Consider the following 26,828-nt stretch of genomic DNA (forward strand, 5'->3'; position numbering starts at 1 on the left):
AGAACACCATGGACGATTCCCTTGTTGACCTGCGTCAGGAACTCTTGGCACTTCTTTGCCGCGATGCCTACCGTGCCGGCGAGTTTACCCTGGCCTCTGGCCAAAAAAGCCACTACTACATCAACTGCAAACCCGTCACCCTCTCGGCGCGGGGCGCTTACCTTGTGGGGCGGCTCTTCTTGGAGCAGTTAGCCCCTGAAGCGGTGGCGGTGGCAGGTCTCACCCTTGGGGCAGATCCCTTGGTAGTAGCGGTGAGCGTACTTTCCAATTTAGCGGGGCAGGATCGGGCGGCGCTGATTGTGCGTAAGGAAGCCAAAGGCCACGGCACGATGAGCTTTATTGAAGGCCCCCCCTTGCCCCAGGGGGCAGTGGTCACAGTGCTTGAGGATGTGATCACAACGGGGGGGTCTGCCCTCAAGGCCGTTCTGCGTCTCCAAGAGGCGGGCTATGTGGTGAATGAAGTCCTAGCGATTGTGGATCGCCAAGGGGGGGGAGCAGCGGCCTTTGCGGCTCAGGGGGTACCCCTGCGATCGCTCTTCCAAATCAGTGACTTAGAAGCCTATCTCAATCACACTTAAATTCCCAAGCGCTGGTAAATTTCCTCCAAGTGCCGCAGGTGGTGCTCTGGGTTAAAGCAGGCCTCTAATTCCTCAGGACTGAGATACCGCTGAATTTGAGGGTCTGCCTTTAGGTTGGCGGCAAAGTCCCCCTGGGGTTGATTCCAAGCGGCATGGGCATGTTTCTGCACAAGGGCATAGGCCGCTTCACGGCTGAGGCCTTTTTCCACCAAGGCCAAGAGCACCCGCTGACTAAAGATCACACCGCCGTAGCAATTCATATTGCGGCGCATATTCTCGGGATAAACCTGCAGCGTTTGCACCAAGTCAGTCATTTCCACCAGCATAAAGTGGGTGAGAATCGAGCTGTCGGGCAAAATTACCCGTTCCACTGCACTGTGGGAAATATCCCGCTCATGCCAAAGGGCAACATTTTCCAGGGCAGCCAAGGCATTGCCCCGCAGCACCCGCGCTAGACCCGTGAGCCGCTCGGAACGAATGGGATTGCGTTTGTGGGGCATAGCTGAGGAACCTTTTTGACCCTTCGCGAAAAATTCCTCCACTTCCAGAACATCGGTGCGCTGTAGATTGCGAATTTCAACGGCAAAGCGCTCCAGACTGGCGCCTAGCAGGGCAAGGGTTTGCACATAATCTGCATGGCGATCGCGGGAAATGACCTGGGTAGAGGCGGTATCGGGTTGCAGTCCTAGTTTTTGGCAGGCGATCGCCTCTACCCGCGGATCGACATTGGCATAGGTGCCCACTGCGCCGGAGATTTTGCCCACCGCCACTGTGCGCTGTAACTGACACAGGCGATCGCGATGGCGCAGCAGTTCCGCCAACCAACCCGCCAGTTTGAAGCCAAAGGTAATGGGTTCAGCGTGAATGCCATGGCTGCGTCCCACCATCACTGTATAGCGATGTTCTTGGGCACGGTGGCGCACCGCCTGAATGAGATGCTCCAACTGCTCTTGAATCAGTCTTAGACTGGCCACCAGTTGCAGGGCTAAACCAGTGTCGAGAACATCGGAGCTAGTCAAGCCAAGGTGAATATAGCGCCCAGCATCGCCGACATGCTCGTTGACGTTGGTCAGGAAAGCAATGACATCGTGCTTCACCTCCGCTTCAATTTCCTGTACCCGTTGGGGGTCAAACTTGGCCTTGGCTTTGATCTCGGCAACGGCCTCCGCCGGAATATGCCCCAGGTCGGCTTGGGCTTCACAGACGGCAATCTCAACATCAAGCCATGTTTTGAATTTGTAGGCATCCGTCCAGAGATTCCCCATCGGGGCAAGGGTATAGCGTTCGATCATGGGCGTGTGTTTAGCTAGAGTGATGAAAAACTGGAATTGAATGGCGATCGCCTATTTACGTTCGGGATGGTACACCGTCGCCGCTGTGGCAAAGCCGTTGAGGCGATAGATGAGTTGGTAAAGACGGCTGTAATCCCGCTGGTTAAAGTGCAAGATCAATCGCGGTAGGTGGAGCGTGTGGGTCAAGGCAGGGTGGTTGATGGGTTGCTCGTCTTCTACTTCCCGAGGCAACGGTTCAGTCCGTTCAATCTGCCCCGATACGAGAATGTCTTGAAAATCCCGATTGAGTTCTGCTAAGGCAGCATCACTAATGTCTTGGTTCAACCGCAGCACCAAGCGATCGCCCACATAGCGGCTGGAGTGATAGACCCGATAAAAGCCACTCAGATAGGCTAAGCCTTCGTCCACACTAGTGCAGATGCGGTAAAGTTCCTGATCTTCTCCATTAATTAGCCCCTTGGCCGCCAATTCCTCGCGAATAAACCGATCCCAATGCTGCCAGTAGGTACCACCGGGAACGTCCATCAAGGCCAAGGGTTTAGGGGGGGCCTTACCCGTTTGGCACAGGGTCAAGCATTCGAAGGCTTCATCTTGGGTGCCAAAGCCACCGGGAAAGACGGCAATGGCATCGGTTTCCTTAAGCAAAAAGAGCTTGCGCGTAAAAAAGTACTTAAAGTGAATCAGGCGCGGATCCCCTTCAATGTAGGGATTGGCACCCTGCTCAAAGGGCAGTTCAATGTTGAGGCCAAAGGACTTATTGGGGCCTGCCCCTTTGTTACCAGCCTCCATGATGCCGCCCCCGGCACCGGTGATAATCATAAACCCCACCGCACTCGCGGCTTGGGCAAAGCGCACCGCCATTTCATAGACGGGCGCGCTGGAGGGGGTGCGGGCAGAGCCAAAGATCGATATTTTGCGGGTATGGCGATAGGGGGCAAAGACCCGCAGGGCTTGGTGCATATCCCGCAGACAGGAACGCAGAATTTTCCAATCTAGTCGTTCCAGTTCCTCATCGGCAATCTCCAGAAAAAGCTGCAGGGCTTGGTAAATCACGTCGCCGTGGGGCACCTTATCCAAGCGACTAATTAACTCGTCGACGTCTTGCTGTAGGCTACTTAAAGCGACTCGCGAAAGGGTCATGGCACCCTAAAAACGTTAGCACCCTATTTTATCAGGTGGAGGGATCGCCTGTGGCAAGGGGTAGGCTGAGGGTAAAGGTGGTCATGCCTGCTGCACTGTCGGCGCTAATTTCACCCTGCAATTGCTCTACGAGTTTTTGGGTGAGGGCGAGGCCTAAACCCGTTCCCCCCTGTTGCCACGGATCGGCATTGGGAATGCGATAGAACTTTTCAAAGATGCGCGGCAGCTCTTCGCTGGGGATCTCTGAGGGATTGCTCACCTGAATTTGCAGGCGATCGCCCCCGATTGGATCAAACCGGACAACAATCTGTGCGCCAGCAGGGCTATACTTACAAGCATTGTTGAGCAACTCTGCTAAGATGCGGGCTAAGGCATGGCGGTTGGAGAGGAGGGGGGGCAACGTGGCGGGGCGCAAAACCTCAAGGGATTGCTGCCGCTGTTGCATGCGGTTGCGAAAGGGTTCGAGCACCGCAGGCAGCCAACTGTTGAGATCAATCACCTCCTGTTGAATCTGGCTGCGCCCTGCCTCCAGGCGTTGCAGATCTAATAAATCATTGATCAGTTCGGTTTCGCGGTTGCACTCATTGGCGAGAATGTCGAGGTAGCGTTTCTGGCGATCGTCGGTGGCAAATTGCTTCAGCATATAGATGGCCATTTTCATATTAGCCATGGGCGTACGCAACTCGTGGGAGACGGTACTCAAGAAATCATCCTTAATGGCATTAAGCCGCTCTAGCTCCTGCATTTTCTGTTCCAGTTCGGCGGTACGGGCACGCACTTGTCGCTCCAAATCTGCATTGAGTTCTTGCACCTGTTGGTAAAGCTGGGCTTGGTGAATGGCAAGGGCACACTGATCGGCAATGGTTTTGAGGAGGCCTAAATCTTCCGGTGTCCAAGACTTGGGCAAGGTTTGTTGCCAAAGGGGGCGATCGCTCGCCAAAACTGACGTTGCCTCACTCGGTTCCCACTCACAATCTAGAAGCGTAATTTGCCCCAGGAGTTGGCCGAGGTAAACCAGCGGCGTGATCACCAAGGCGTTGACATTTAAGCTTCTCAGAGCCCTTTGCAGTGGCTCCGGCAAATCCGGACCATCAACCGCCAAAACCACCTGTTCACCCTTCCTGAGGGTGGGTTCAAAAAGGGCGATCGCCTGCTGGTTGAGAGCAATCAAGTCCTCGGGTAAGCTGACAAAGGGAGGACGGCTTGCAGAGGTAGGGCTATGGGGAGCATGGGTTTGTGTAATCAGGCAGAGGGTCGAACCTAGGGCTTCTAGGAGTAAATCAGCGGTAATTTGCAGAACCTCCGCTGCTACCATGGTGGTCCGCATGGCTTGAATGATGCGGTTAATGATGGCCTCGCGGCGGGCTTGGTTGCGCAGTTGTTCCTCGGCTCGCTTGCGATCGGTTACATCCATGACATAGCTGCGGATCAGCTCACTTTCATAGATGTAGTGGATCGATTGCTCGTAGATGCGTCCTTGGTACTCCACCTCCCGCACATGGACTTTTTCTTGGGTTTGCTTCATGTAGCGTGCTAGTTCCGGCAGTCCCAATAGCAGGGGATGAGCCAACTTCTGTTGTTGCAAGTCCCGAAACTGCATCACCGCCGCTGGATTGAGATACGTCACCTTCCCCTCCAAATCCACCTCTAAAATCGGGTTGGGCGTCAGTTCCGGATAGGAAGCCAGGCGCACCAAGGCTGCTTCACTAAAATTCTCGATATTGCCCTCACTGAGGGGAACGAGCGTTGCAAAGGGATTGGTGCTTTTAGAGAGAAATCCTAAGACATCGGTACTGCGGCAAAAATCCTGAAACTCGGTATCCGTCATGTTGGTCAGGGTCAGGTAGCGGGCACGCACATCACCGCCAAACACAATCATGTCGCCAGTGCGCAAGTCATGGGCAACAATCCGCTGGCCATTGACCAAAGTCCCATTCGTACTGCGCTTGCCCTGTAAATCGCCATCAATCAGGCGAAAAAGATAGCTATTGGTCTCAGGACTAGTCACTCGGAACAAAATCGCGTGCTGCCGTGAGACCATCTTGGAGTGGAGCACAATTGAATTCGTCGGATCACGGCCAATGGAGTAGGTGGCTGCCTCTAGCAAAATGGGTCGCCGTCCCTCACTGTCTTCGAGGACTAATAGGTGGCGGACTGCCTGCCGCTCATCGCTCACCGTTGCCTCCTTACCTAGGACGGCTGGGCATCCTGACGAAAGGACACGGGGGTAGCCGTCGCCTTCCAAGGGGGTTCTTTGACAGGTAGGGTGGTATATTGACGCACCAGGGCACGGAACTCATCACCGTCAATGGTTTCCTTGTCAAGGAGCAGCTCCACCAGCTTGTCAACGGCCCCCCGATGCTCGCGGATCAGTTTGCGGGCAATCTCGTAGCAGTGCATAACAATCTCACGCACTTGGCGGTCAATTTGCACGGCCACGGCTTCAGAATATTCAGCGCGGGGCATGAGATCTCGACCCAGAAAAACCTCGTTGCCTGTTGTTTCAAGGGCTAGGTGTCCCAAATCCGACATACCGTAACGGGTCACCATTTCCCGCGCCAGATTGGCTACGGCTCGCAGGTCGCTACTGGCACCGGCAGTGACCTCAGCATCACCAAAGATTTCCACTTCGGCAGCGCGCCCCCCCAATAGGATGGTAATCTCATCGAGGAGCCAAGCACGAGTATAGAGGCCACTATCTACCCGCTCTTCATCAAAGATCTGCTGAGCAAAGCCACCAACGCCCCCAGAACGGGGAATAATCGTCACTTTATTGAGGGGATCGGCATGTTTTAGAAGTGTCATCAACAGCGCATGCCCCACTTCGTGGTAGGCAATCAGCCACTTTTTCTTACTGTCGAGGAGGGGGGTAAGCGTCATGCCAATGGTGACCCGGTCAATGGCATCGTCAATTTCCGCATTGGTCATGGCGGGTTTGCGGCGGCGCGCTGTGAGGATGGCGGCTTCATTGAGAAGGTTAGCCAATTCGGCACCAGAAAAACCGGGGGTACGGCGGGCGATCGCCTCTAGGGACACCTCAGGGGCAATTTTTTTGTTGCGCGCATGGACTTGGAGAATTTGTAGGCGTCCTTTGTAGCTGGGCAAATCAACGGTAATCTGGCGGTCAAAGCGGCCAGGGCGCAGTAGGGCAGCATCCAAAACGTCGGGGCGGTTTGTTGCCGCAATTACAATAATGCCCGTATTGCCCTCAAAGCCATCCATTTCCGTCAGGAGTTGGTTGAGGGTTTGCTCGCGCTCATCATTGCCACCGCCAATCCCCGCACCCCGTTGGCGACCAACGGCATCAATTTCGTCAATAAACACCAAGCAGGGGGCGTTTTCCTTGGCCTTTCTAAAGAGATCCCGCACGCGAGAAGCCCCAACGCCGACAAACATTTCCACAAATTCAGAGCCAGAAATGGAAAAGAAGGGTACCCCGGCTTCACCGGCGATCGCCTTGGCAAGGAGCGTTTTCCCAGTTCCCGGCGGCCCAATCAGCAGGACCCCCTTGGGAATACGGGCACCAATAGAGGTAAATTTCTCTGAATTCTTGAGAAAGGTGACGACTTCCTGAAGCTCTTCTTTGGCTTCTTCAATTCCTGCCACATCGCCAAAGGTCACCCCCGTTTGTGCCTCCATTTGAAAGCGGGCGCGGGATTTGCCAAAGTTGAGAATCTGCCCAGGGCCGCCAGGGGCATTACTGACCCGCTGCAAAATCATCAGGAATAAAATCAGCAGAAAGAAGCCCAGCACCAAGTTGGAAATTAGGCTGAAAAGGGCGCTCTCATTGCCTGAGGGCACCACCCGCACCGTCGTGTCATAGCGACTGCTCACTTGGCGCAGCAGTTCCACCAGTTCGGGATTGCGATCAAAAAGCCGTACCTCTTGGGGAGGCGATTGTTCTGGCTGATTCTTGCGGCGAAACTTGGCTAGCCCCTGTTCCTGATAGAGTTCGACGGAGCGAACTTCACCGGCTTTAAGGGCATTGAGGAATTGAGTGTAGGAAACGGTGTTATTGTTGCTCGACTGCGCTAGACCCATGTTGGTGGGGGCTAACGAGAGACCCACGACCAAAGCCAGTTGACTCAGCCGTTGGCAAAGGCGTTGAGCGTATTTCATCGAGACCCGTTTCCGAAATTCAGTTCCAATTTCCAGTTTAACAGCGATTTTTCAGTTCCCTGGCGCCACGGATCAGCCACAGCCCAGAATCGCCGCCCTGAATATAAAATAGGACAGCATTCTTTTTAGAACGCCCATGGGACTGATTGTACAAAAGTATGGCGGCACGTCCGTCGGTAGTGTCGAGCGCATTCAAGCGGTAGCCCGTAGGATCAAGGCAACTGTGGCAGCAGGACATCAGGTAGTGGTGGTGGTCTCGGCCATGGGCAAAACGACGGATAGCTTGGTGCAACTGGCCTATGCCATTAGCGATCGCCCCAGTCAGCGGGAAATGGATATGCTTCTTTCGACGGGGGAGCAAGTCTCGATCGCTCTATTGACAATGGCTCTCCATGCCTTGGGGGAACCCGCTATCTCCCTGACCGGCGCCCAAGTGGGAATTGTTACTGAACCGGCCCACACCCGTGCCCGCATTCTCCACATTGAGACCCAGCGCCTCGAACGGCACCTCAAAGAAGGACAAGTGGTGGTTGTGGCCGGTTTTCAGGGGATTACTGCTGCTGCCGATTTTGAAGTCACCACCCTTGGGCGTGGCGGGTCGGATACCTCAGCTGTGGCTTTGGCGGCTGCCCTAGGGGCGGATTGCTGTGAAATTTACACCGATGTCCCCGGCATTTTGACCACCGATCCCCGGCTAGTGCCCAAGGCTCAACTGATGAGCGAAATTACTTGCGATGAAATGCTGGAGTTGGCCAGCTTAGGGGCAAAGGTCTTGCACCCCCGCGCGGTGGAGATTGCCCGCAACTATGGTGTCGATTTGGTGGTGCGCTCCAGTTGGACGGATGATCCTGGTACTCGCGTTATTGCACCATCGCGGCCGCCGCGTCCCGTGGAAAACCTTGAATTGGGCAAGCCCGTGGATGGTGTAGCCCTTGACACAGATCAGGCAAAGGTGGCACTGCTGCGGGTGGCCGATCGCCCCGGTGTTGCGGCGCAGCTTTTTGGTGAACTGGCACGGCAAAACCTGGATGTGGATTTGATTATCCAATCTATCCATGAAGGGCAAACGAATGATATTGCCTTTACAGTGCAAAGGCGGGTTCTGAAGCAAGCCGAAGCCATTGCCCTGGCCTTTTATCCCCGCCTGAGTTCCCGGGTTGAAGAGACGGATGTGCTCGTGGATGCCGATATTGCCAAGGTGAGTATTACCGGCGCCGGCATGATTGGCCGACCGGGGGTGGCAGCTCAGATGTTCTCAGCCTTGGCGGCAGCGGGTATTAATCTGCAAATGATTTCCACCTCTGAAGTGAATGTCAGTTGTACAGTGGCCGCAGCGGATGCCGGTCGAGCCATTGCCGTCCTCTCCCAAACCTTTGATGTGGAAGCTGCCACCACTGTCCCTCAAGAGACTCCCGCTGCCCCACCGGTGCGGGGCGTTGCCCTTGATCCGAAGCAGGCGCGGATTGCCATTCGGGATGTGCCCGATCGCCCTGGCATGGCGGCAGCCATTTTCCAGACCCTTGCGGATGCGGCCATTAGTGTCGATATGATTATCCAATCCCAGCGATCGCGCTCCCTGGGGGGTGTGATGACCCGCGACATTGCCTTTACGGTCGCCTCTGCCGATGCCGAAAGAGCCACGGAACTGCTCAGAGAAGTTCAGGCCCAATTGGGCTACGGTGACATCCTCGTCGACACCGCGATCGCCAAAGTGAGCATTGTCGGTGTGGGGATGATCCACCGGCCGGGGATTGCTGCCCAAATGTTTGCTGCCCTTGCCCGTGAAAACATCAACATTCAAATGATTGCCACCTCAGAAATTCGCGTCAGTTGTGTCGTAGCAGAATCAGAGGGGGTGCGGGCGCTGCGGGCAGTGCATACGGCCTTTGGGCTGGATGGGGAGACACCTGTCGTCGTTCCCGATGTCGGTCAATAGGCCGCCCTACTGGCAAATTGCCCTTGTGCTCGGCGGGGGGGTGTTGGCGGTTTCTATGGCTGCTGTGCTGGTGCGCTGGGGTATGACTGGTTTACCTACCCATTCCCTAAGGACAACCGTAGGGTTGAGCATTTTCCTTGCCAGTGGTCGCCTGAGTTTGGCCGCCCTCTTTTTGACCCCGCAACTGTACGCTTGGCCATGGCTGGACCTGACTCGGCAAAATCTGCGTTGGGCGGTGGCTGCGGGGATTGCTCTTGCGGCACACTTTAGCCTTTGGTTCACTTCGCTGCACTACACATCGGTGGCGGCCTCGACGATGCTGGTGACGACCACCCCGATCTGGTCGGCGCTCGTGGGGTACCTTTGGCAGCGACAAACCCTTAAATTCCGTGCTTGGGTAGGCCTGGCGATCGCCCTTGGTGGCAGTGCCCTAATTGGCACGGGAGAACTGACGAGTGCTGTGGCAAGGAATCCCCTACTGGGAAATGGGCTAGCGATCGCTGCGGCCTGGGCGGTCAGTGCCTACTTTATTTGTGGTCAGGCTGCCCAAAAGGCCGGTCTGTCGATTCACCACTACGCCCTTGTTGCCTATGCCACTGCTGCGGTGGGGCTCCTACCCCTGCCGCCTCTCCTGGGCCTTGCCTACACAGGTTGGCCGCTAAAGCTCTATGGCGCTATTGTCCTACTGGCGTTGATTCCCCAGTTGGTGGGGCACACCAGTCTCAATTGGTGCCTGCGTTGGCTGTCCCCCACATGGGTAACCCTTCTAGTGTTGGCAGAACCAATTGCTGCGAGTCTCTTTGCTTTGCTGCTGTTTGGTGAAGTGCCGACAACGGCAGTGATCATGGGGGGCACTCTTGTGCTGGCGGGTTTAAGCGTGGCACTGTGGCCAAGTCCTTAGGGTGGTTTTGGCGATCGCCGCCGCTGTTTGAGGGTATCCAAGGCATCCCCCAAGGCGGCAATTAACCCCTCACGGGTGCGGGCATGATTTTGCCGTTCCTCCTCTAGGGCACGTCGCAGCCGTTGATTTTCCAAGAGAGCTTCAATCAGTTGAACCTGAAGTTGGGCAACGGAGGTTTCACTGCGCACGCGGGCTTCAATCTGTGCCCGTTCATCTGCCCATTCTGGGGCTGCGGGATCCACAGGCGGCGGGGGTGGTTCAGGAATCAGTGACGGCAGCTCATTAGCTCGCGCCTGTGCCCGCTGTAGTTGCTCTTGCAGACGTTGAAGCTGTTCCTGAAAATCTGCCACAGTGGGTAAGGCACAGTTAGGAATCCTAGGGCTATTTTGATACGAGTATCCTCAGAAAACAAGGGTCAAGATATACAAGATATAGTCGTGAGTGGTGAGGCGCTCCAAGGATGGTGGCACTGGGCTCAGGCGATCATTCCCGCTTCTGAGCGCGAGAGTGGCCTGCGGGAGTTAAAACAATTTCTCAGTGCCTTTACAGTGCTGAGTCCCCTTGAAATCACACTGCGCCGATTCCCGCCCCAGATTCATCTGAAACTTCCCCTTGCAGAACTCCAAGAGCGCTGGCAACGCCGCTGGCAAGAGCGAGTCCCCCTGCAATATCTGATTGGTGTGGCTCACTGGCACGATCTCGAATTAGTCGTTACCCCCAGCGTGCTGATTCCTCGGCCAGAAACCGAGGAGTTACTTGAAGTAGTCGCGGCAACGGTACCCCCTTGGCAACAGCAGGGGCATTGGCTGGATTTGGGTACGGGGAGTGGCGCGATCGCCATTGGGTTGGCGCGGTTCTTTCCGACAGCGCTGATTCATGCCGTGGATTGTAGCCCTGAGGCCCTAGAGGTCGCGCAAGTTAATATTCAAAAGTACGCTTTGGGCGATCGCGTGCGGTGCTACGTCGGGAATTGGTTTGACCCCATTGTGCCACTGCAAGGGCAAGTGCAGGGGATTGTCAGTAATCCCCCCTATATTCCCACTAGCCTAGTGGCCACCCTCCAACCGGAGGTGCAGTACCATGAACCTTTCCTTGCCCTCGATGGCGGTACTGATGGCTTGCAGGCCATTCGTCAGATTCTTGAGACGGCGCCAGAGTATTTGCAACCCCAAGGCTGGCTCTTTATTGAATTGATGGCCACCCAAGGGGAAGCAGTGGCAGCGTTGGCAATGGCCACCCAAGCCTATGAACGGGTGGAAATCCTTCGAGATCTTAGTGGCCACGATCGCTTTTTGCTTGCTCAAACACCTTAGCCGCGATCCCAACGCCAGAGGGCAACCATTAGGGCAACCACGCCGATTTGTAATGCCAGATTCCACACCCAGTCATCACCTGCGGTGCCCGCCAATCCCTTGAGGCCAAGGATAAAGGCACCCATGAGGCCGGAGGCAGCAAAAACGGCATAGAAAACACGCCGTAGTCCCCGATAGGGCGCTGCTGCCTCGGCTCGCAGGCGATCGCGCAGGGTTGACTGAGTCACTTCAACCTGTTGCTTGGGTTCCTGAGCAGCCATTTGATTTTTCCGTCACCTGAAAATATTCTACGTCCCTAATAATAGGGAACGGTGTGCATCAATGAGGGTCTAAGGCCGTAGGCCCAAAAAGACGCGAGGAGTTTAGTATGCATTGGCAGCGAATCAGTCTGGCACTCTCGATCGCCTTGGGTACCACGGTTGCAGTTCCCCAACTCAGTCAACCCTCCCAAAATACAAGTGCAGGGACACTCCGCTGGAGCGATGCTTCATTTCCTGTGGAAAATTTCCAAGGCTATACCTCTCCCTTCGGCTACCGGCGATCGCCCACAGGGGAAACCACAACCGAATTTCACAATGGCCTTGATTTTGCGGCACCCCAAGGCAGCTATATCCGCAATTGGTGGACCGGGCAGGTAATTGAAGTTTCCGATCACACTGCCTGTGGCACACTGGTACGGATTCAATCGGGGGCTTGGGAACACGTTTACTGCCACATGATGGGGCAGGTTGAGCAGACCCCCCAAGGACGAGCCATCGTCGATCGCGCGGGTGGCATTTTAATCCTAGAGGGGCAACGAGTACCTACGGGGGCACGTATTGGTCGAGTGGGCATGACGGGGCGCACCACCGGGCCCCACCTTCACTGGACGCTCCGCTACCGAGGGCAATTGGTCAATCCTGCCGTGGTTCTACAGGCCATGTATGGTAGCCAAGCTCAGCGGTAACCCTAAGCAGAGAATTGTTTTGGTTTGCGCTAGTAACACCGATGAAACTTGAAAGCTTTTTCTTGCCCATCATTTGCACATTTCAATTATCCATGGCACCGAAGCGATCAATCACTCGGCCAAAATAGTGCACCTATGGAGTTATCCAGTACTCAAAACGCGACTCTGCAGATTGTCCCTGAAGAATTCAACGTAAATAACGTAAAATTGTGTAACTTTGACGGGACTGACGGGGCTCGAACCCGCAACTTCCGCCGTGACAGGGCGGTGCTCTAACCGATTGAACTACAGTCCCAATTTTTGAGCGATTTTTAGCGTATCAGGAAAATCATGGACTTGTCAACTGGTTGCATTTCCCCTGCAGGGCGATCGCCCTCTATCATTTCTTGTTGCCTTTGGGGAGAACGTTGCCGGTTGACTGATAAACTTGGTAAGCTCCTGAAAATTGATTTGAATTGATTTGAAAAATGATCGCCTATCTTTTGGGAGTACGTCTGTGAAGGTCGTTGTCGTTGGTAGTGGTGGTCGGGAGCACGCGATCGCTTGGAAATTACTCGATTCTCATCGCGTGACACAGGTTTACTGTTTACCAGGGAATGGGGGCACAGCCTGCTTAAAGCGGTGTGAAAATGTTGCCATTGAAGCCACCGACCTCACAGGCATTAGTGAATTTGCCAAAGAGAATAACGCTGATCTAGTCGTCGTTGGCCCAGAGGTACCCCTTGCAGCCGGTTTAGGCGATCGCCTACAGGCGCTCAAGATTCCGGTCTTTGGCCCTGGCCAAGCAGGGGCACAAATTGAAGCCAGTAAAGCCTGGGCAAAGGCGCTCATGGAGGCGGCTCAGATTCCTACGGCCCAGGCAGCAGTGTTTGACAATTATGGGGCGGCCTCCCGTTATGTTCAAGCCAAAGGGGCCCCCATTGTTATTAAGGCCGATGGTTTAGCAGCGGGTAAAGGAGTGACGGTAGCAGCTACAGAAGCAGAGGCGATCGCGGCCCTCGAGCGAATTTTTGGGGGCGAATTTGGTGTTGCTGGTCAAAAGGTGGTCATTGAATCAGTGCTGGAGGGGCAAGAGGTCTCCGTACTCGCCGTTACAGATGGCAAAACAATTCTGCCGCTGCTGCCTGCCCAAGACCATAAGCGCATTGGCGAAGGGGATACCGGTCCGAATACCGGGGGAATGGGAGTCTATGCCCCTGTACCTTGGGTAACACCAGAGCTAATGCGACGGATTCAAAGGACAATTCTCGAACCGGCCCTTGGGGCTTTACAGGATCGCGGCATCCACTACTGTGGGGTGCTCTATGCGGGTCTGATGGTGACGCCCGCAGGGGATCCCTACGTGGTGGAGTTTAACTGTCGCTTTGGTGATCCCGAAACCCAAGTGGTGCTGCCCCTTTTGGAAACCCCCTTGATTGATGTGATCCTAGCCTGTGTTGAGGGACGCTTAGCCAGTTTGGGAACCTTGCAATGGCGCAATGAAGTGGCGCTATGCGTTGTCATGGCAGCAGGAGGTTATCCGGGCAGTTACCGCAAGGGGGATGTGATTCAGGGGATTCCAGAAGCAATGGCCCAGGGAGTTCTGGTCTTCCATGCGGGTACCCGTTGGCAGGAGGGGCAGTGGTACACCAATGGTGGGCGGGTTCTCAACATCACTGCTTTGGCCCCTGACTTTGCCACGGCGCAAGCCAAGGCCTACGGGGCGGTCAATGTTATTGAATTTGCCGACTGCTACTATCGTCGTGACATTGGCTACCGTATTCTAGAATCATCGGCCCACAGAGGTGAATACCGTCCATGACCCTTCTCACTTCCAAAACTGACCCATTGCGCTGCTTAACCGGCGCGTTAATTGCTGGTACCCTTGGGATTCTCCTCTATCGGCTCACAGGGGCGATCGCCTACCTCCTTGCTACCCATGCCGTCAGTCCTCACAATCAACTGGTTTATAGCTTGGCAGTTGCCGTGCGCACCCTCGTGGTCGGTTTGTGTACCCTGGCAACGGGTGTCTTTAGCATTATTGCGCTGGGGCTAGTGGCCCTGACGCTGCAACTCCTTTGGGAACGCTGGATACAACGGGAGCAAGCTTAACTGTTGCTGATTTTGCCATCCTCAATTTTGGTGATGCGATCAGCAATAGCTGTAATACGGGGATCATGGGTAACAATCAATACCGTGCAGTCGTTTTGCTTGGCCAGCTTGTCGAGAATCTTGATCACCTGTTGGCCATTTTGGGAATCAAGGGAGGCTGTGGGTTCATCGGCAAAAATGATCTTTGGCTCACCGGCCAAGGCACGGGCAATGGCAACCCGTTGTTTTTGTCCTCCGGAGAGGTTGGCGGGCACAAAGTCGCAGCGATCGCCCAAGCCAACTGCCTCGAGAAGCGCTGCTGCCTGTTCCTTCGCTTTTTTGCCTTTAATGCCCTTAAGATTGAGGGCAATTTCAACATTTTCCAGTGCGGTCAAGGCAGGGAAAAGATTAAAACTCTGAAAGATAAAGCCAATATTTTGCAGGCGGAATTTTGCCAGTGCGACCTTGGACAGTTGGGTTATCTCTTGGCCTAAGACAACCACTTGACCACTGGTGGGGGCAAGAATGCCGGCCAAAATCGAGAGCAGAGTGGTTTTCCCCGACCCCGAAGGTCCCATCAGCAGATGGATATGACCGGCTTCGATTTGTAGATTGATTCCCTGCAGAACAGGGGTCTCCTGATGACCAGAACGATAAACCTTGGTTAGATTGGTGGTGGCGATCGCCAGCCTAGTCGTGATCACAGCGGCAAGTCTCATCAGTCATTGATTGGGCGAATTAGCCACTGGTGGCACTAGCAAAGCGGATTTTCAGGTAGTCCGCCTCCATTTTCGCGCCCACCGGTTGCAGCGCTGCCAATCCTTGGGGGAGCACCATATTACGACGATGGTTGCCAATGCGAATATTCAACTCATCCGCCGTCTTGTTCAGTTCAATTTTTTCCTTGGGGACCCCCGGTAGATACAGTTCAAGACTGTACTGGCCATCGCTGGGCACCACCCGAATTGTTTGCTCGTGGTAATAAACCTGAGCTGGATCCTCATCGCCATAGAGGGTCTCCTTCAGGCGATGCAGTGCTGCTAAACCACAGAGTTCCTCAGCAAACAAGGGGACTTCCTTGACGGGCAGGGGGCGAAAATTGTCGTGAATCTCTTGGCGATACCGTTGCTGGGTTTCTTTCCAGCGGGTAAAGAAGGGATCATGCACGGTCTCCGGCAAAATGCGGTTGGCCACCACTAAATCCGTGGCCACATTGTAGAGGCTGAGATAGGCATGGGCACGAAGGGATTCCTTGATCACCATCTTTTCTGGATTGGTTACCAAGCGCACGGAGGTTTGCGTGTTGTCGGTGAGAACTTTTTCAAGGGCTTCAATCTGCTCATAAAATTCATAGGGTGCATCCATGACCTCTTGATCGGGCAAAGAGAACCCTACCAAGGGCTTGAAAATTGGCTCCACAATGGGTCGCAAGGCCACGGACATCCGCTGTAAGGGTTTGTAGAAGCGGCGCATATACCAGCCGCTCACCTCGGGCAGGCTCAACAGCCGCAGTGCCGTGCCTGTGGGGGCAGAGTCAATAATGAGGACATCGTATTGACCTTCGTCGTAGTGGCGCTTCATACGCACAAGGGCAAAAATTTCATCCATCCCCGGCAAGATGGCCAATTCCTCCGCCTGAACTCCTTCTAACCCCCGCGCCTGCAAGACTTGGGTAATGTAGCGCTTGACGGCTCCCCAGTTGTCCTCCAGTTCCATGAGGGCATCTAGTTCGGCACCCCAGAGATTTTCGGCAACGGGCACTGGCACATGCCCCAGTTCCATGTCAAAACTATCGGCAAGGGAGTGGGCGGGATCGGTACTCAGCACCAAGGTTTTGTAGCCCAACTCGGCACAGCGTAGCCCCGTTGCTGCCGCCACTGAGGTTTTACCAACGCCACCTTTGCCAGTCATTAAAATTACGCGCATGGGAAGGCTCTGCCCTAAACACAGTTGCTTAAAATATCTTAACTCTTGAGCTTATCCTTGGGGGGCGATCGCTCGCCATCAATGGAAATAAAATCATTAAGGAAAATAAATAAATACAACTACCTATTTAGTTTTATTAACAATCATTTAGAACCCTCCCCGATCTCCCGGGGCGAATATTAACTTAATGCTTAAGCCCTTGCAGTTTATGACTGTTTTCAAGGGTTTGTAAATCAAATATATTTGGACTTATCACGACTATGACCACAACTCTCCAACGTCGCGAAAGCGCGAATTTGTGGGAGCGGTTTTGTAACTGGGTGACCAGCACCGATAACCGCCTCTATGTGGGCTGGTTTGGTGTGATCATGATCCCCACCCTATTGGCCGCAACCATCTGCTTTGTAATTGCCTTCATCGCTGCTCCCCCTGTAGACATCGATGGCATCCGTGAGCCTGTTTCTGGTTCTTTGCTCTATGGCAACAACATCATCACCGGTGCCGTTGTCCCCTCTAGCAACGCCATTGGCTTGCACTTCTACCCCATTTGGGAAGCTGCCTCCCTCGATGAGTGGCTCTACAACGGTGGCCCTTACCAACTCATCATCTTCCACTTCCTGCTAGGTGCCTCCTGCTACATGGGTCGCCAGTGGGAACTCAGCTACCGCCTTGGGATGCGGCCTTGGATCTGCGTGGCCTACTCTGCCCCCCTGGCCTCTGCCTTTGCGGTCTTCTTGATCTACCCCATTGGTCAAGGCAGCTTCTCTGACGGGATGCCCCTCGGTATCTCCGGTACCTTCAACTTTATGATCGTGTTCCAAGCGGAACACAACATCCTCATGCACCCCTTCCACCAACTGGGTGTGGCCGGTGTCTTTGGTGGTGCTCTGTTCTCCGCCATGCACGGTTCTCTGGTGACCTCCAGTTTGATCCGTGAAACAACCGAAACCGAATCCACCAACTACGGTTACAAATTTGGTCAAGAGGAAGAAACCTACAACATCGTGGCTGCCCACGGTTACTTTGGCCGGCTGATCTTCCAATACGCCAGCTTCAACAACAGCCGTGCACTGCACTTCTTCCTGGCGGCTTGGCCGGTGGTGGGTGTGTGGTTCACGGCGCTGGGTATCAGCACCATGGCCTTCAACCTCAACGGTTTCAACTTCAACCACTCGGTCATTGATGCCAAGGGCAACGTGATCAACACCTGGGCGGACATTATCAACCGTGCCAACTTGGGGATGGAAGTGATGCACGAGCGCAATGCTCACAACTTCCCCCTCGACTTGGCCAGCGCTGAGTCTGCTCCTGTGGCGATGATTGCTCCGAGCCTTAACGGCTAAGCAACGCTATCTGCTGAACTTTTACACAGCCGCTCCTAAACCGAGGGGCGGTTTTTTATTGCGTTACAGCCCACAGGGATTAACGGGCTCAATATTGCAAAAGCTTAAGGCTAAGGGACTCGGGTACCTCCCCAGCTCCAATGTAAAAGATTGATAAAAATTAATGGATAAACAAAGTTTCTTTGATCCTATAAAACTTGACCTCAAACCCCTTGCCGCTCAAACATATAACTATATAATCAATAAATAGAGTATGCAGCGTTTATTGCTGCTGCTCCGGTCCTGTTGTTATTTATGGATTCATAACGACTATGACTACAGTTCTGCAACGTCGTCAGACAGCGAATCTGTGGGAGCGTTTTTGTGATTGGATCACCAGCACAGAGAACCGCCTTTATATTGGCTGGTTTGGGGTGATCATGATCCCGACGCTTCTTGCCGCAACGATTTGCTTTGTCATTGCCTTTATTGCGGCGCCCCCTGTGGATATTGATGGCATCCGTGAGCCGGTTTCTGGCTCCTTGCTCTATGGCAACAACATCATTACCGCGTCAATAGTGCCCTCCTCTAATGCCATTGGGTTACACCTCTACCCAATCTGGGATGCCGCTTCCCTTGATGAGTGGCTCTACAATGGTGGGCCTTACCAACTGATTGTTTTCCACTTCCTCATCGGCATTTTCTGCTACATGGGTCGGGAGTGGGAACTCAGCTACCGCCTCGGGATGCGGCCTTGGATTCCTGTGGCCTTCTCTGCCCCTGTGGCAGCGGCAACGGCGGTGCTGTTGATCTACCCCATTGGTCAAGGCAGCTTTTCCGATGGACTGATGCTGGGGATTTCCGGTACGTTCAACTTCATGATTGTGTTCCAAGCTGAACACAATATCCTCATGCACCCCTTCCACCAACTGGGTGTGGCAGGTGTCTTTGGTGGTGCCTTGTTTGCCGCTATGCACGGTTCTCTGGTGACCTCCAGCTTGATCCGTGAAACCACGGAAACCGAATCCACCAACTATGGCTACAAATTTGGTCAAGAGGAAGAAACCTACAACATTGTGGCCGCTCACGGTTACTTTGGTCGGCTGATCTTCCAATACGCCAGCTTCAACAACAGCCGCTCCCTGCACTTCTTCCTCGCGGCTTGGCCAGTGGTGGGTATCTGGTTTGCTGCCCTGGGTATTAGCACGATGGCCTTTAATCTCAATGGTTTCAACTTCAACCACTCCGTTGTGGATGCGCAAGGCAACGTGATCAACACCTGGGCAGACATCATCAACCGCGCCAACATTGGTATTGAGGTGATGCATGAACGCAATGCCCACAACTTCCCCCTCGACTTGGCTAGCGGTGAATCGGCTCCTGTGGCGATGATTGCCCCGAGCATTGCAGCCTAAAAAGGTCACTCCTAAGCCTCTCTAGTGATAAGTCCAAATCTGGCTCCCTACAGGGGGAGCTTTTTTTATGGCAATTACGGGGCGGGGAGTTGATACTGATCCACAATTTTTTGGGCAAAGGCGGGCACATGAGCGGCAAGTTTTTGGGGATAGTTGCGCCGCACATAGAGATAGTTTCGGGTGAAGTGGGAATCAATGGAAAAGCGGGCATATTCAAGCCCTTTGGGGCCAATACGCTCAATCACTAAGCCCACCAGTTTGGCCGCCCACAGGGGCAGGGTAACGCCTTTATCGTAGGCAGGAATGCTTTGTTGCACCGCAGCGTGGCGATCGCCGGCACTCGTGACGGGCTGGATTTCCAATTGATCCTGCACAAGGTCCAGCATTTCTTGGCCAAGCTCATTGCGCACCACCAGCCACTGCCAACCTAAGGGGGCCCCCATATATCCCACCACCAAATCGGCAAGGCCATTGACGTAGTCAAAGCAACTCATGCAGGAGGGGGCAAAGACATCCTTGAGTTGATTGGTTTTGAGGCCAAAGAAGGGCACGGTTTCTGTGGAGCCGTCGCTGTGCTTGAAATGTACGCGAAAGTCCTGCATGAACTCGTAGTAAATCACCGTGTCGGGCGATCGGCTGGTGGTTTCCAGGAATTTTTGCAGACCCGCACGGGTGACGTTATCCACGCAGGGGGTTCCCAGCACATAGAGCTTCTCTAGGCCCAGTTTGTCTTGAACGGCTCGCAGGGCCTGAATTTGACAGCCAACCCCAATCACCAAGAGCCGTTTGAGGCCAGCTTGTTCCACCTGCTCTAGCACCGAAAGATTGGGAGATAGGGTGGGCTTGTTTACCCGCGCCGCCAAAATCTCCTCACGGGTGCGGGCAATCACGGGCTTGGGGGTAAAGCGATCGCTCTCGCTATTTTGAACACAGACAACGCCCTCAACCCGTCCCGATTCCAACAGGGTAATGGCAATAGTGCTGACAATGCCCGTCCACTGGGCTCCCGGAATCGGCTCTGTTTTGCGAGCCGCCATCATCTCCCGGTGAACGCCAAAGTAGCACTCATCCCAGTTGTCAAGATCACGGGCACGGCCATGACTTTGCTGCTCAAGGGTCTCAAACTGTTGATTGAGGAAGGCACAGGCCTCTTTGACATAGTGGATATAGTAGGTGTCGCAGAGGCCACACTCACTGCATAGGGTCTTGGCGGGGCGGGGACTACCGGGCTTAAGGGCACGGGCTTTGCGATGGGCAGCAGTCATGGGCACTTACTTCAGCAGTGAACGGGCGCGATCGCAAATGGCTTCGGGGGTGAGGCCATTGTAGGCCATCAGTTCGGCAGGGCTAGCTGTTGTTTCGCCGCGCTGCCAAGCCAGTAGATCGCGAGGACAAGTGGCACGCAGCAAAATGGGTTCTAAAAGGGCAGAGGCCCCCCCGTTACCCCCAAGAGGGCATCGCCGTCAAACAGACGCTGGAAGGTGGCCTCATCGGCAAAGCCGCCATCGGGTTCCGCGCAGGTTTGCCAAGCAACATCCCCAGGGCGGTAGAGGCGGCGGGGGTTAATTACCGAAACCAGCCGCACTCGATAGCCTAAATCCTCCAATTGGGGTAGGGCATGATACACGGGTTGCAAAATCATATCCCCCAGCACCGCTAGGACTAAGGTTCGTCCCCCTTGAGTGGATTCATAGAGGGTGAGTGCCCCCTCATCAAGGGCCTGTTCCGTTTGTGCAAAGGTGGTGCGCACCGGCAGTGGCGTTTTACTCGCAAAGATAGCAATTCCCTTGTTTTGGGTGTTCAGTGCCCAGCGGTAACACACTTGAATGCTGTTGGCATCTGGCGGGAAAAGGACAAAGATATTGCCATTGCGCAACAAAGCGGCATAGTAGGCTTCAATTTCCGGGCGTTGATGCGTCCAACCATTCCGTCCCTGCTCAAGGGCGCCGGCGGTAAAGAGAGTAACCGTCGAAGGGGTGGGACGGCGCAGTTCTGCCATCGCTTGGGTGACCGTTTGCCAGATGGGGAGACCATTAATGGCAAAGGATTCGTAGGAGCACCAAAGACTACGGCTGCCCATCAAACATAATCCTGCAGCTAGGCCCGCGCAGGCATCCTCGCTCAGGGGTTCGTATACTTGGCCATTGGGCAGTTGGTTGTAGAGGGGATCCGTCGTTGGGTGAATGATCTTCAGGGCTTGGTTGATGTTGCCAATCCCAGAGGCCTCATTGCCATCGGCATTGGTAACAAGGTAGCGGCGATCGCGCTGCCCCACTTCTGCCACCATGCGCCCCATGGCGGTTGTGGCCACTTTGCTTTCCCCCAAGGCATAGGCCTCAAGGGCAATCTCCCCAAGGGGAGGTAAGTCTAAGACCTGCTCTGTAACCACCACCTCCGCCGCTGGCCCGCCGGCTGCTGCCACACAGTTTTGACGCACCAGTTCCCAGGCGGCAGGAGAAAGGGCACGGGCTTTGAGGGCATTGACAATATCGGGGTTGTCGAGGGTGTGCTGGGCATAAAGGTTATGGGATTTTGCCCCCTTGGCATGAACACCTGCCCCCTTCAGTTGTTTGAGGATAAAGACGGTCAGCTTGCCAGCGAGAGCCGATCGCGCTGCCTCTTGCATTCCCTTCAGGACCGCCTGCACAAAGGCCAAGCGCTGCCCAAAGGAAAACTGAGTGCTATCGACGTAGTCCCCCGCTTGACCGCTGTCGTCAAAGTCTTTGGCATCCACCAGCACCACCTCTTGGAAACCGTTGCCGTGCCAGTAGGCCATCATTTCTGGATTGGTTTTCAGAGAAACCATGCTGTGGTGTTCTTGGCTAAAGCCATTCCAAACCAGGACAGGTAGGAAATTGGTGACCTCTGGGAAAGCGGTGTGGAAGTGCGCCATGCTGCTCATGACGTAGGGCTCCCCTAGGCCGCCATCCCCTAAGGTGAAGGGAAAGAGGGTCTGGCGGTGTAACCAAGCAGCGGCCATAGCAAAGTGCTGCCCCTGTCCCAGGGGGCCGGCCGGCGCCAGAATCCCCGGAATATAGCCTGAGAGGTGGCCAAGCAGACCATGTTTTTCGCGGAAGCGATCGCGCAGGTCCTGAACCGTATAAATGCCCATTTTCTCTAGGGAGCGATCCAAGAACAGGGCGGCATAAAAGCCTGGCGCATGGTGCCCCACTTCCGTGATGATATTTTTGTGCCCCAACATCACGAGGGCAGCATAGGCTTCTGCTTGACTGGCAAAGCCGCCAGGATGACCAGAGGCCTTACTGCCGGTCATCTGTAAGATCAGATAGCGGAGGGCATCGGCATAGAGGAGCGTTTGATAGGCGGCTTCCGGAGCCTCCAGATCCCTAAGGGCTGGCTGTTGGGTACTCAGGAGTGGCCTTTGACCATAGCGATCCCAGTCTGGCCAATCATTGCCAAAATACTGAATTCCTTCACAGAAACTGGGGACTGAAGTTACCGCTGTCATAGACCCTGACCCAACTCTTGAGTGCACGCTTAGTCTCCTATCTTACAGGGGTGGGGAGTTCCCCTGAGGGCAGTTGATCAGGGAATATCCCCGAAATAACGGTGTTGGAGTGGATTGCAGGCATAGATTGATTTTTCTTGGGGAAAGGGATTAACAATGGCGTTGGTGATAGCAGGCGATCGCAGCGGCGTGGGAAAAACCACGGTTGCCCTAGCATTAAATGCGGCTCTGAGCGCCCGGGGGCAGCGGGTACAAACCTTTAAGGTGGGCCCTGACTACATTGATCCCCTGTTTCACACGGCTATCAGTGGCCGGCCTTGCCGTAACCTCGATGTGATCTTGACCAGTCCTGAGTATGTCTGCGCCTGCGTCGGCTATCACAGTCAGGGGATGGATGCAGTGCTCATTGAGGGGGTCATGGGGCTATTTGATGGCCGGGGAGGGAGCCATGAGGGCAGTACGGCACAGATTGCCCAACTTTTGCAGGCACCTCTGCTCCTGGTCTTAGATGTCCAAAAACAGGCAGCCTCGGTGGCGGCGGTGGTCTATGGCTTTTGCCACTATGATCCATCGCTCCAGATTGCTGGTGTGGTCTTGAATCGGGTGGCCAGCGATCGCCACCGGCAACTGTTAGAAGCCGCCCTTGCCCCCCTGGGGGTGCCTATTGTTGGCGTTCTCTATCGCGATCAGGCCTTGGCACTTCCCAGTCGGCACCTGGGCTTAGTGCCACCCCAGGAATCCCGCGAGTTTCAAGCCTTGGGCGATCGCCTTGCCCATTTGGGAAACACCTGTTTTGACTGGGAGCGGCTGACACCACTGCTTGCCCCTGCCCCCACCTCCTCAGACCCTCCTTTTAGTGTTTCCCCCCTGACTCAAGTCACCATTGGCATTGCCCAAGATGCAGCCTTCCACTTTTACTATGCTGACACCTTTGATTTGTGCCACGCTTTGGGGGCAACGTTAACCCCAGTCTCACCCCTACGGGATACCCACTTGCCCCCAGATCTCAATGGGTTGATCTTGGGGGGTGGCTTTCCGGAGGTGTTTGCCCCAGAGTTAGCAGCGAATCACTCGTTCCTTGGGTCGCTGCGGCAGGCCATTCAAAGGGGCATAGCCATCTATGCGGAGTGTGGTGGCCTCATGTATCTCAGCCAAGGTATTCAAACCTTCGAGGGACACTACTACCCCTTGGTGGGATACTGGCCGCCGGTTGCCCACATGGGTAAAAAACTCACCCTTGGCTATCGCCAAGCCACGGCTTTACAAACAACGGTGTGTGTGCAGGCAGGAGAGAAGGTTCAAGGCCATGAATTTCACTATTCCTGTTTGAGTGTGCCGCCCCCAAGGCCTCTGTGGCAATTGGCGGGTGAACCAGAGGGCTGGGGCAACTCCCGAATCCACGCCAGTTATCTGCATCTCCATTGGGGCGGCCATCCCCAGTGGGCAATGCGCTTTCTCCAGCAGGCAGCAAAGGTTGGATAATGCGACCCACGGCAACGTAATTTTTGAAGGTGTTTTTTAGGGTGTTGTTGGGGAAGGTCAATGCCAAAGCAATACCGCTATGGGCTCTACCTTTGCCTTGGGCTGCTAGTGATGCTCAGGGTAACTCTGGCGGCTTGGGCAACGGCACCCTCCCAGAATCTGGAGTATTGGCAGCAGGTGATCCAACAACACCAGCAGCACCAGCAGGCAGTAGGTCAGCAGCGTCAACAACTAGAACGCCTTGAGGCAGCGGCCAGCGATCGCCTGGAGGGTTTAGAAACCAATGTGGATGCAACCACCCAACAGTTGGCGGCGGCCAGCGATCGCCTGCAAGCGGCAGAAACCCTGCTCAAGGAGCTCAAGGAGCAGCAACAGGTTCTGAGTCGCCGCTACAAGGCCAGTGTTGCTGTGATTGGCGATCGCCTACGGCGGCTGCAACGCTACCGTGAGATTCCCCAGTGGGCCATGCTCTTTGAAGCAGAGACCCTCAATGACTGGCTGGAGCAGCAGGGGCGCCTGCGTCAGGTGTATGAGCGCGATCGCCAGCACTTGGCTGCCTTGGTTCGCGATCGCCAGCGACTTCAGCAGCAGCAGCGGCAAATTCAAGTACAACAGCGATTTATTCAAGCCCTGCGCCAGCAACTCCAACAGCAGCAGGCCATCTATGAACGGGAAGCCGAAAGTCAACGCCAACTCATTGCTCGTCTGCGGAGCGATCGCCAGGCCCTTGCCGCCATTGAAGCCCAACTGGCCCGTGACAGCGTCGCCATTCAGCAACTCATTAGTCAGCGCCTCGGCTATGTCCCCAGGGGCATTCCACCCCTGCCCCGCAGTGGCCGTCTTGCTTACCCCATTCAAGCACCGCTGACCAGTCCCTTTGGTTGGCGGATTCATCCCATCTTGGGCAGGCAGCGGTTCCATGCTGGTGTGGACTTTGGGGCTGATTTTGGCACCCCCATCTTTGCTGCTGAAGCGGGCACCGTGATCTTTGCCGGTTGGTCAGGGGGCTACGGGCAAACCGTGATCTTAGACCATGGCGGCGGGATGACGACGCTCTATGCCCATGCCCAGCGGCTCCTCGTACGGGAAGGCCAATTTGTGCAACAGGGGCAGCCCATTGCTGAGGTTGGCTCCACGGGACTGTCAACAGGCCCCCACCTCCACTTTGAAGTGCGCTTGAACGGCGAACCGAGCGATCCTTTGGCCTATCTCTAGGGGATTGGCTGCCAAAAGACCCCAAGGGCATTGTTGACCCGCGTCGTTGTCACCGCATGGCGATCCACCAACACCCCCCCTAGATAAAGGGCCGTTGAGCTGCCGCCATCCAGATTCACCGCATTGATCAAGCCCAACTGATGGACAATTTGTGCCCATTCTGCGAGGGTGGGCCCCATACCACCTATACGGTTGTGGGTGGTGACCCAGACAATGCTGCCATCACTGCGATTTCCCATGGCACTGCGGGGTGCCGCCTGGGCATCCAAACCCGCCCCAAATTGCTCCAGTGCCGCATTCAAGACCACTCGCCCCTGATTCACCAGTAAGGGACCCGCACCGACGATATTGGGAATGCTATTAAAGGCAGCGGGCATAGCAGTGGTTTCCAGTTGCACCGCAGCCCCCGGTGGGAAGTTTGCCAACAAGGCGGAATTCAAGTTACGCGCCACCAGTAGGAAGCCCTCTGAGGGAATCGGAACTGTTTGATGGTTACTGATGGGTTGCTGCTCCACCACCTGTTCATTGCGCACCGTAATCACCACTTCACTGCCCGTTTTCCCTTGGTAGCTCGCGCCCCAACTGGGGGTATAGAGGGCAAGACCGGCTTGGACATACCCAGAATTGAACGTGACAATGGGCACTGTGCCCGTCGGCGTCCTCACCCGCTGCTGCACACTGAGGCGACCCACAACAATCTGGCCGCGATCGTCCCAGCCAATGGCACCGCGATTGAGAATCGGGCCAGAGAGCCAGTGACCCTCACTGCGAATTGCCCCCAAGGGAGCTTGGCGATCGCGATTAAAGAACCCGCCATTAATTGCTGCGGCTGCCTGCCAGCGTTGGGCCAGTTCGGGCAGCGTTGCTAAGCCCACCAAAGTTGTGGGGGTTATTCCAAGGGGACGCAGACGCAGCCCCGGCTGTCGGGGATTGATGATGAGCAGATCCACAGGGAACTGACGAGTGCCCAGAATGACCGTTTGCTGTTGCCAGCGCAGTCCCGGTGCCCATTGAATTGTGCGGGGGGGTGGCGCATCAGTGCGAAAATCAATCACCAGCCGCGGTGGATTGAGCAGCATTGAGGCCACTGGGCGAACTGTGCCGGGAATTTGGGTCTCCAATACTGTGCGATCCGGGGTAGCCGTAACTTTGACATTGGGGAGCGTGGCCAATTCTCCTGTGGCTTCAATCGTGAGACTGAGATCCCGAGGCGTCAAAGCGGTGCGGCTAAAGGTGAGGCGATTGATCTGCCAAGGGGTGGGGCGGTCCAATTCAAAGACCCAGCGATCGCCCCAAGGTTGTCGTCCCTGCCGCCAACTGAGAATTCGGGCGGGGGGTGTGCTGATCTGGAGCGTATTGCCTTGGGGTTGCACCCGCCACTGATGTTGCTCAATCCAGGGCGTAATGTCTAGGTAGCGATACATGCCATTGGCGCTAAAGCGCACAGCCAAAGGACTAAATTGGTGCTGAAACCATGCCACTGGCTGCTGAAAGGGATCTGTGGTACTGCCAAGAAGAACACCAAAGCGCTGGGCCAGACCCCCATCACTAATGCCGGTGCGCAGTTGATTTTGGGCATCGCGCCACTGCTGCCAAGCCACCGGGTAGTCGCGGCCATTTAAGTTCAGGCGATCGCCCTGAATCTCTTGGGCAAAGACAATGTTGGCGCTCGCCATCGCCACCGTCAGTGCATTCCCAAAAACT

21 protein-coding genes, 1 tRNA gene and 1 pseudogene are annotated in these 26,828 nt (G+C 55.2%); 11 read left to right on the plus strand and 12 right to left on the minus strand.

Annotated elements, in window-relative coordinates; all coding sequences use genetic code 11:
• The first annotated feature begins 8 nt into the window (after window positions 1-8).
• Window positions 9-578 carry an orotate phosphoribosyltransferase gene (gene pyrE / locus NK55_RS05940; protein ID WP_024124867.1) on the plus strand — a complete coding sequence of 190 codons (570 nt, stop codon included), beginning with the start codon at window positions 9-11 and terminating at the stop codon, window positions 576-578.
• Here the strand turns inward: pyrE and purB are convergent.
• The 4 genes from purB to ftsH are packed head-to-tail and all read right to left on the minus strand — an operon-like array spanning window position 575 to window position 7,129.
• Window positions 575-1,870, minus strand: a complete 1,296-nt coding sequence (gene purB / locus NK55_RS05945) for an adenylosuccinate lyase (protein ID WP_024124868.1) — start codon at window positions 1,868-1,870, stop codon at window positions 575-577. The two genes, pyrE and purB, sit on opposite strands and share 4 nt — an antisense overlap.
• Before the next feature lie 51 nt (window positions 1,871-1,921).
• Window positions 1,922-3,010 carry an LOG family protein gene (locus tag NK55_RS05950; protein ID WP_024124869.1) on the minus strand — a complete coding sequence of 363 codons (1,089 nt, stop codon included), beginning with the start codon at window positions 3,008-3,010 and terminating at the stop codon, window positions 1,922-1,924.
• A gap of 31 nt (window positions 3,011-3,041) precedes the next feature.
• Window positions 3,042-5,186: an ATP-binding protein gene (locus tag NK55_RS05955; RefSeq protein WP_024124870.1), complete on the minus strand. Its 2,145-nt coding sequence runs from the start codon at window positions 5,184-5,186 to the stop codon at window positions 3,042-3,044.
• Window positions 5,187-5,200: 14 nt separating this feature from the next.
• Window positions 5,201-7,129 (minus strand): ATP-dependent zinc metalloprotease FtsH, encoded by a 1,929-nt coding sequence (ftsH, locus tag NK55_RS05960; protein ID WP_024124871.1) that lies wholly within the window; start codon window positions 7,127-7,129, stop codon window positions 5,201-5,203.
• A gap of 136 nt (window positions 7,130-7,265) precedes the next feature.
• On the opposite strand from ftsH, the gene NK55_RS05965 reads away from it, so the two are divergent.
• Together NK55_RS05965 and NK55_RS05970 are read left to right on the plus strand one after the other, a co-directional pair.
• Window positions 7,266-9,065, plus strand: coding sequence for an aspartate kinase (locus NK55_RS05965; protein ID WP_024124872.1), 1,800 nt, complete (start codon window positions 7,266-7,268; stop codon window positions 9,063-9,065).
• A complete protein-coding gene (locus tag NK55_RS05970) occupies window positions 9,052-9,966 on the plus strand; it encodes a DMT family transporter (RefSeq protein ID WP_024124873.1) in 915 nt (304 codons plus the stop codon). The genes NK55_RS05965 and NK55_RS05970 overlap by 14 nt, the downstream gene beginning before the upstream one ends.
• On the opposite strand, the gene NK55_RS12415 is transcribed toward NK55_RS05970, so the two are convergent.
• Window positions 9,963-10,316, minus strand: a complete 354-nt coding sequence (locus NK55_RS12415) for a hypothetical protein (protein WP_024124874.1) — start codon at window positions 10,314-10,316, stop codon at window positions 9,963-9,965. The two genes, NK55_RS05970 and NK55_RS12415, sit on opposite strands and share 4 nt — an antisense overlap.
• A gap of 87 nt (window positions 10,317-10,403) precedes the next feature.
• Here NK55_RS12415 and prmC point away from each other — a divergent pair, with 87 nt between their 5' ends.
• On the plus strand, window positions 10,404-11,279 hold the full coding sequence (gene prmC / locus NK55_RS05980) for a peptide chain release factor N(5)-glutamine methyltransferase (RefSeq protein ID WP_024124875.1): 876 nt from the start codon (window positions 10,404-10,406) through the stop codon (window positions 11,277-11,279).
• On the opposite strand, the gene NK55_RS05985 is transcribed toward prmC, so the two are convergent.
• Complete coding sequence (locus NK55_RS05985) at window positions 11,276-11,539, minus strand: DUF3493 domain-containing protein (protein WP_024124876.1); 264 nt, start codon at window positions 11,537-11,539, stop codon at window positions 11,276-11,278. The genes prmC and NK55_RS05985 overlap by 4 nt on opposite strands.
• Window positions 11,540-11,646: 107 nt before the next feature.
• On the opposite strand from NK55_RS05985, the gene NK55_RS05990 reads away from it, so the two are divergent.
• A complete protein-coding gene (locus NK55_RS05990; RefSeq protein ID WP_024124877.1) occupies window positions 11,647-12,225 on the plus strand; it encodes a M23 family metallopeptidase in 579 nt (192 codons plus the stop codon).
• A 221-nt stretch (window positions 12,226-12,446) separates the two neighbouring features.
• On the opposite strand, the gene NK55_RS05995 is transcribed toward NK55_RS05990, so the two are convergent.
• A tRNA-Asp gene (locus NK55_RS05995) sits at window positions 12,447-12,520 on the minus strand.
• Window positions 12,521-12,721: 201 nt separating this feature from the next.
• On the opposite strand from NK55_RS05995, the gene purD reads away from it, so the two are divergent.
• Window positions 12,722-14,026 (plus strand): phosphoribosylamine--glycine ligase, encoded by a 1,305-nt coding sequence (purD, locus tag NK55_RS06000; protein WP_024124878.1) that lies wholly within the window; start codon window positions 12,722-12,724, stop codon window positions 14,024-14,026.
• Window positions 14,023-14,316, plus strand: a complete 294-nt coding sequence (locus NK55_RS06005) for a DUF3082 domain-containing protein (RefSeq protein ID WP_024124879.1) — start codon at window positions 14,023-14,025, stop codon at window positions 14,314-14,316. Before purD ends, NK55_RS06005 begins: the two co-directional genes overlap by 4 nt.
• On the opposite strand, the gene NK55_RS06010 is transcribed toward NK55_RS06005, so the two are convergent.
• Both NK55_RS06010 and NK55_RS06015 read right to left on the minus strand, forming a co-directional pair.
• On the minus strand, window positions 14,313-15,014 hold the full coding sequence (locus NK55_RS06010) for an ABC transporter ATP-binding protein (protein ID WP_024124880.1): 702 nt from the start codon (window positions 15,012-15,014) through the stop codon (window positions 14,313-14,315). The two genes, NK55_RS06005 and NK55_RS06010, sit on opposite strands and share 4 nt — an antisense overlap.
• A gap of 19 nt (window positions 15,015-15,033) precedes the next feature.
• Entirely contained in the window at window positions 15,034-16,221 is a 1,188-nt protein-coding gene (locus NK55_RS06015; RefSeq protein WP_024124881.1) for a TRC40/GET3/ArsA family transport-energizing ATPase, read from the minus strand.
• Between the two features lie 260 nt (window positions 16,222-16,481).
• Between NK55_RS06015 and psbA (NK55_RS06020) the strand changes: the two genes are divergently transcribed.
• Complete coding sequence (psbA, locus tag NK55_RS06020) at window positions 16,482-17,564, plus strand: photosystem II q(b) protein (protein WP_024124882.1); 1,083 nt, start codon at window positions 16,482-16,484, stop codon at window positions 17,562-17,564.
• Window positions 17,565-17,875: 311 nt separating this feature from the next.
• Window positions 17,876-18,958 carry a photosystem II q(b) protein gene (gene psbA, locus NK55_RS06025; protein WP_024124883.1) on the plus strand — a complete coding sequence of 361 codons (1,083 nt, stop codon included), beginning with the start codon at window positions 17,876-17,878 and terminating at the stop codon, window positions 18,956-18,958.
• A 74-nt stretch (window positions 18,959-19,032) separates the two neighbouring features.
• Here psbA (NK55_RS06025) and NK55_RS06030 read toward each other — a convergent pair whose 3' ends face one another.
• Together NK55_RS06030 and NK55_RS06035 are read right to left on the minus strand one after the other, a co-directional pair.
• A complete protein-coding gene (locus tag NK55_RS06030) occupies window positions 19,033-20,223 on the minus strand; it encodes a Coenzyme F420 hydrogenase/dehydrogenase, beta subunit C-terminal domain (protein ID WP_024124884.1) in 1,191 nt (396 codons plus the stop codon).
• Window positions 20,224-20,229: 6 nt separating this feature from the next.
• Window positions 20,230-22,427 (minus strand): annotated as a pseudogene (locus NK55_RS06035) (phosphoketolase).
• Window positions 22,428-22,583: 156 nt separating this feature from the next.
• On the opposite strand from NK55_RS06035, the gene NK55_RS06040 reads away from it, so the two are divergent.
• Window positions 22,584-23,909 carry a cobyrinate a,c-diamide synthase gene (locus NK55_RS06040; protein ID WP_024124885.1) on the plus strand — a complete coding sequence of 442 codons (1,326 nt, stop codon included), beginning with the start codon at window positions 22,584-22,586 and terminating at the stop codon, window positions 23,907-23,909.
• Between the two features lie 60 nt (window positions 23,910-23,969).
• Window positions 23,970-25,124 carry a M23 family metallopeptidase gene (locus NK55_RS06045; RefSeq protein WP_024124886.1) on the plus strand — a complete coding sequence of 385 codons (1,155 nt, stop codon included), beginning with the start codon at window positions 23,970-23,972 and terminating at the stop codon, window positions 25,122-25,124.
• On the opposite strand, the gene NK55_RS06050 is transcribed toward NK55_RS06045, so the two are convergent.
• The gene (locus NK55_RS06050; protein WP_225871800.1) at window positions 25,121-26,800 is read right to left on the minus strand and encodes a phosphodiester glycosidase family protein; all 1,680 of its coding nucleotides are present in this window, start codon (window positions 26,798-26,800) and stop codon (window positions 25,121-25,123) included. The two genes, NK55_RS06045 and NK55_RS06050, sit on opposite strands and share 4 nt — an antisense overlap.
• Window positions 26,801-26,828 lie beyond the last annotated feature (28 nt).

This window comes from Thermosynechococcus sp. NK55a, from assembly GCF_000505665.1.
Taxonomy (GTDB): Bacteria; Cyanobacteriota; Cyanobacteriia; order Thermosynechococcales; family Thermosynechococcaceae; genus Thermosynechococcus.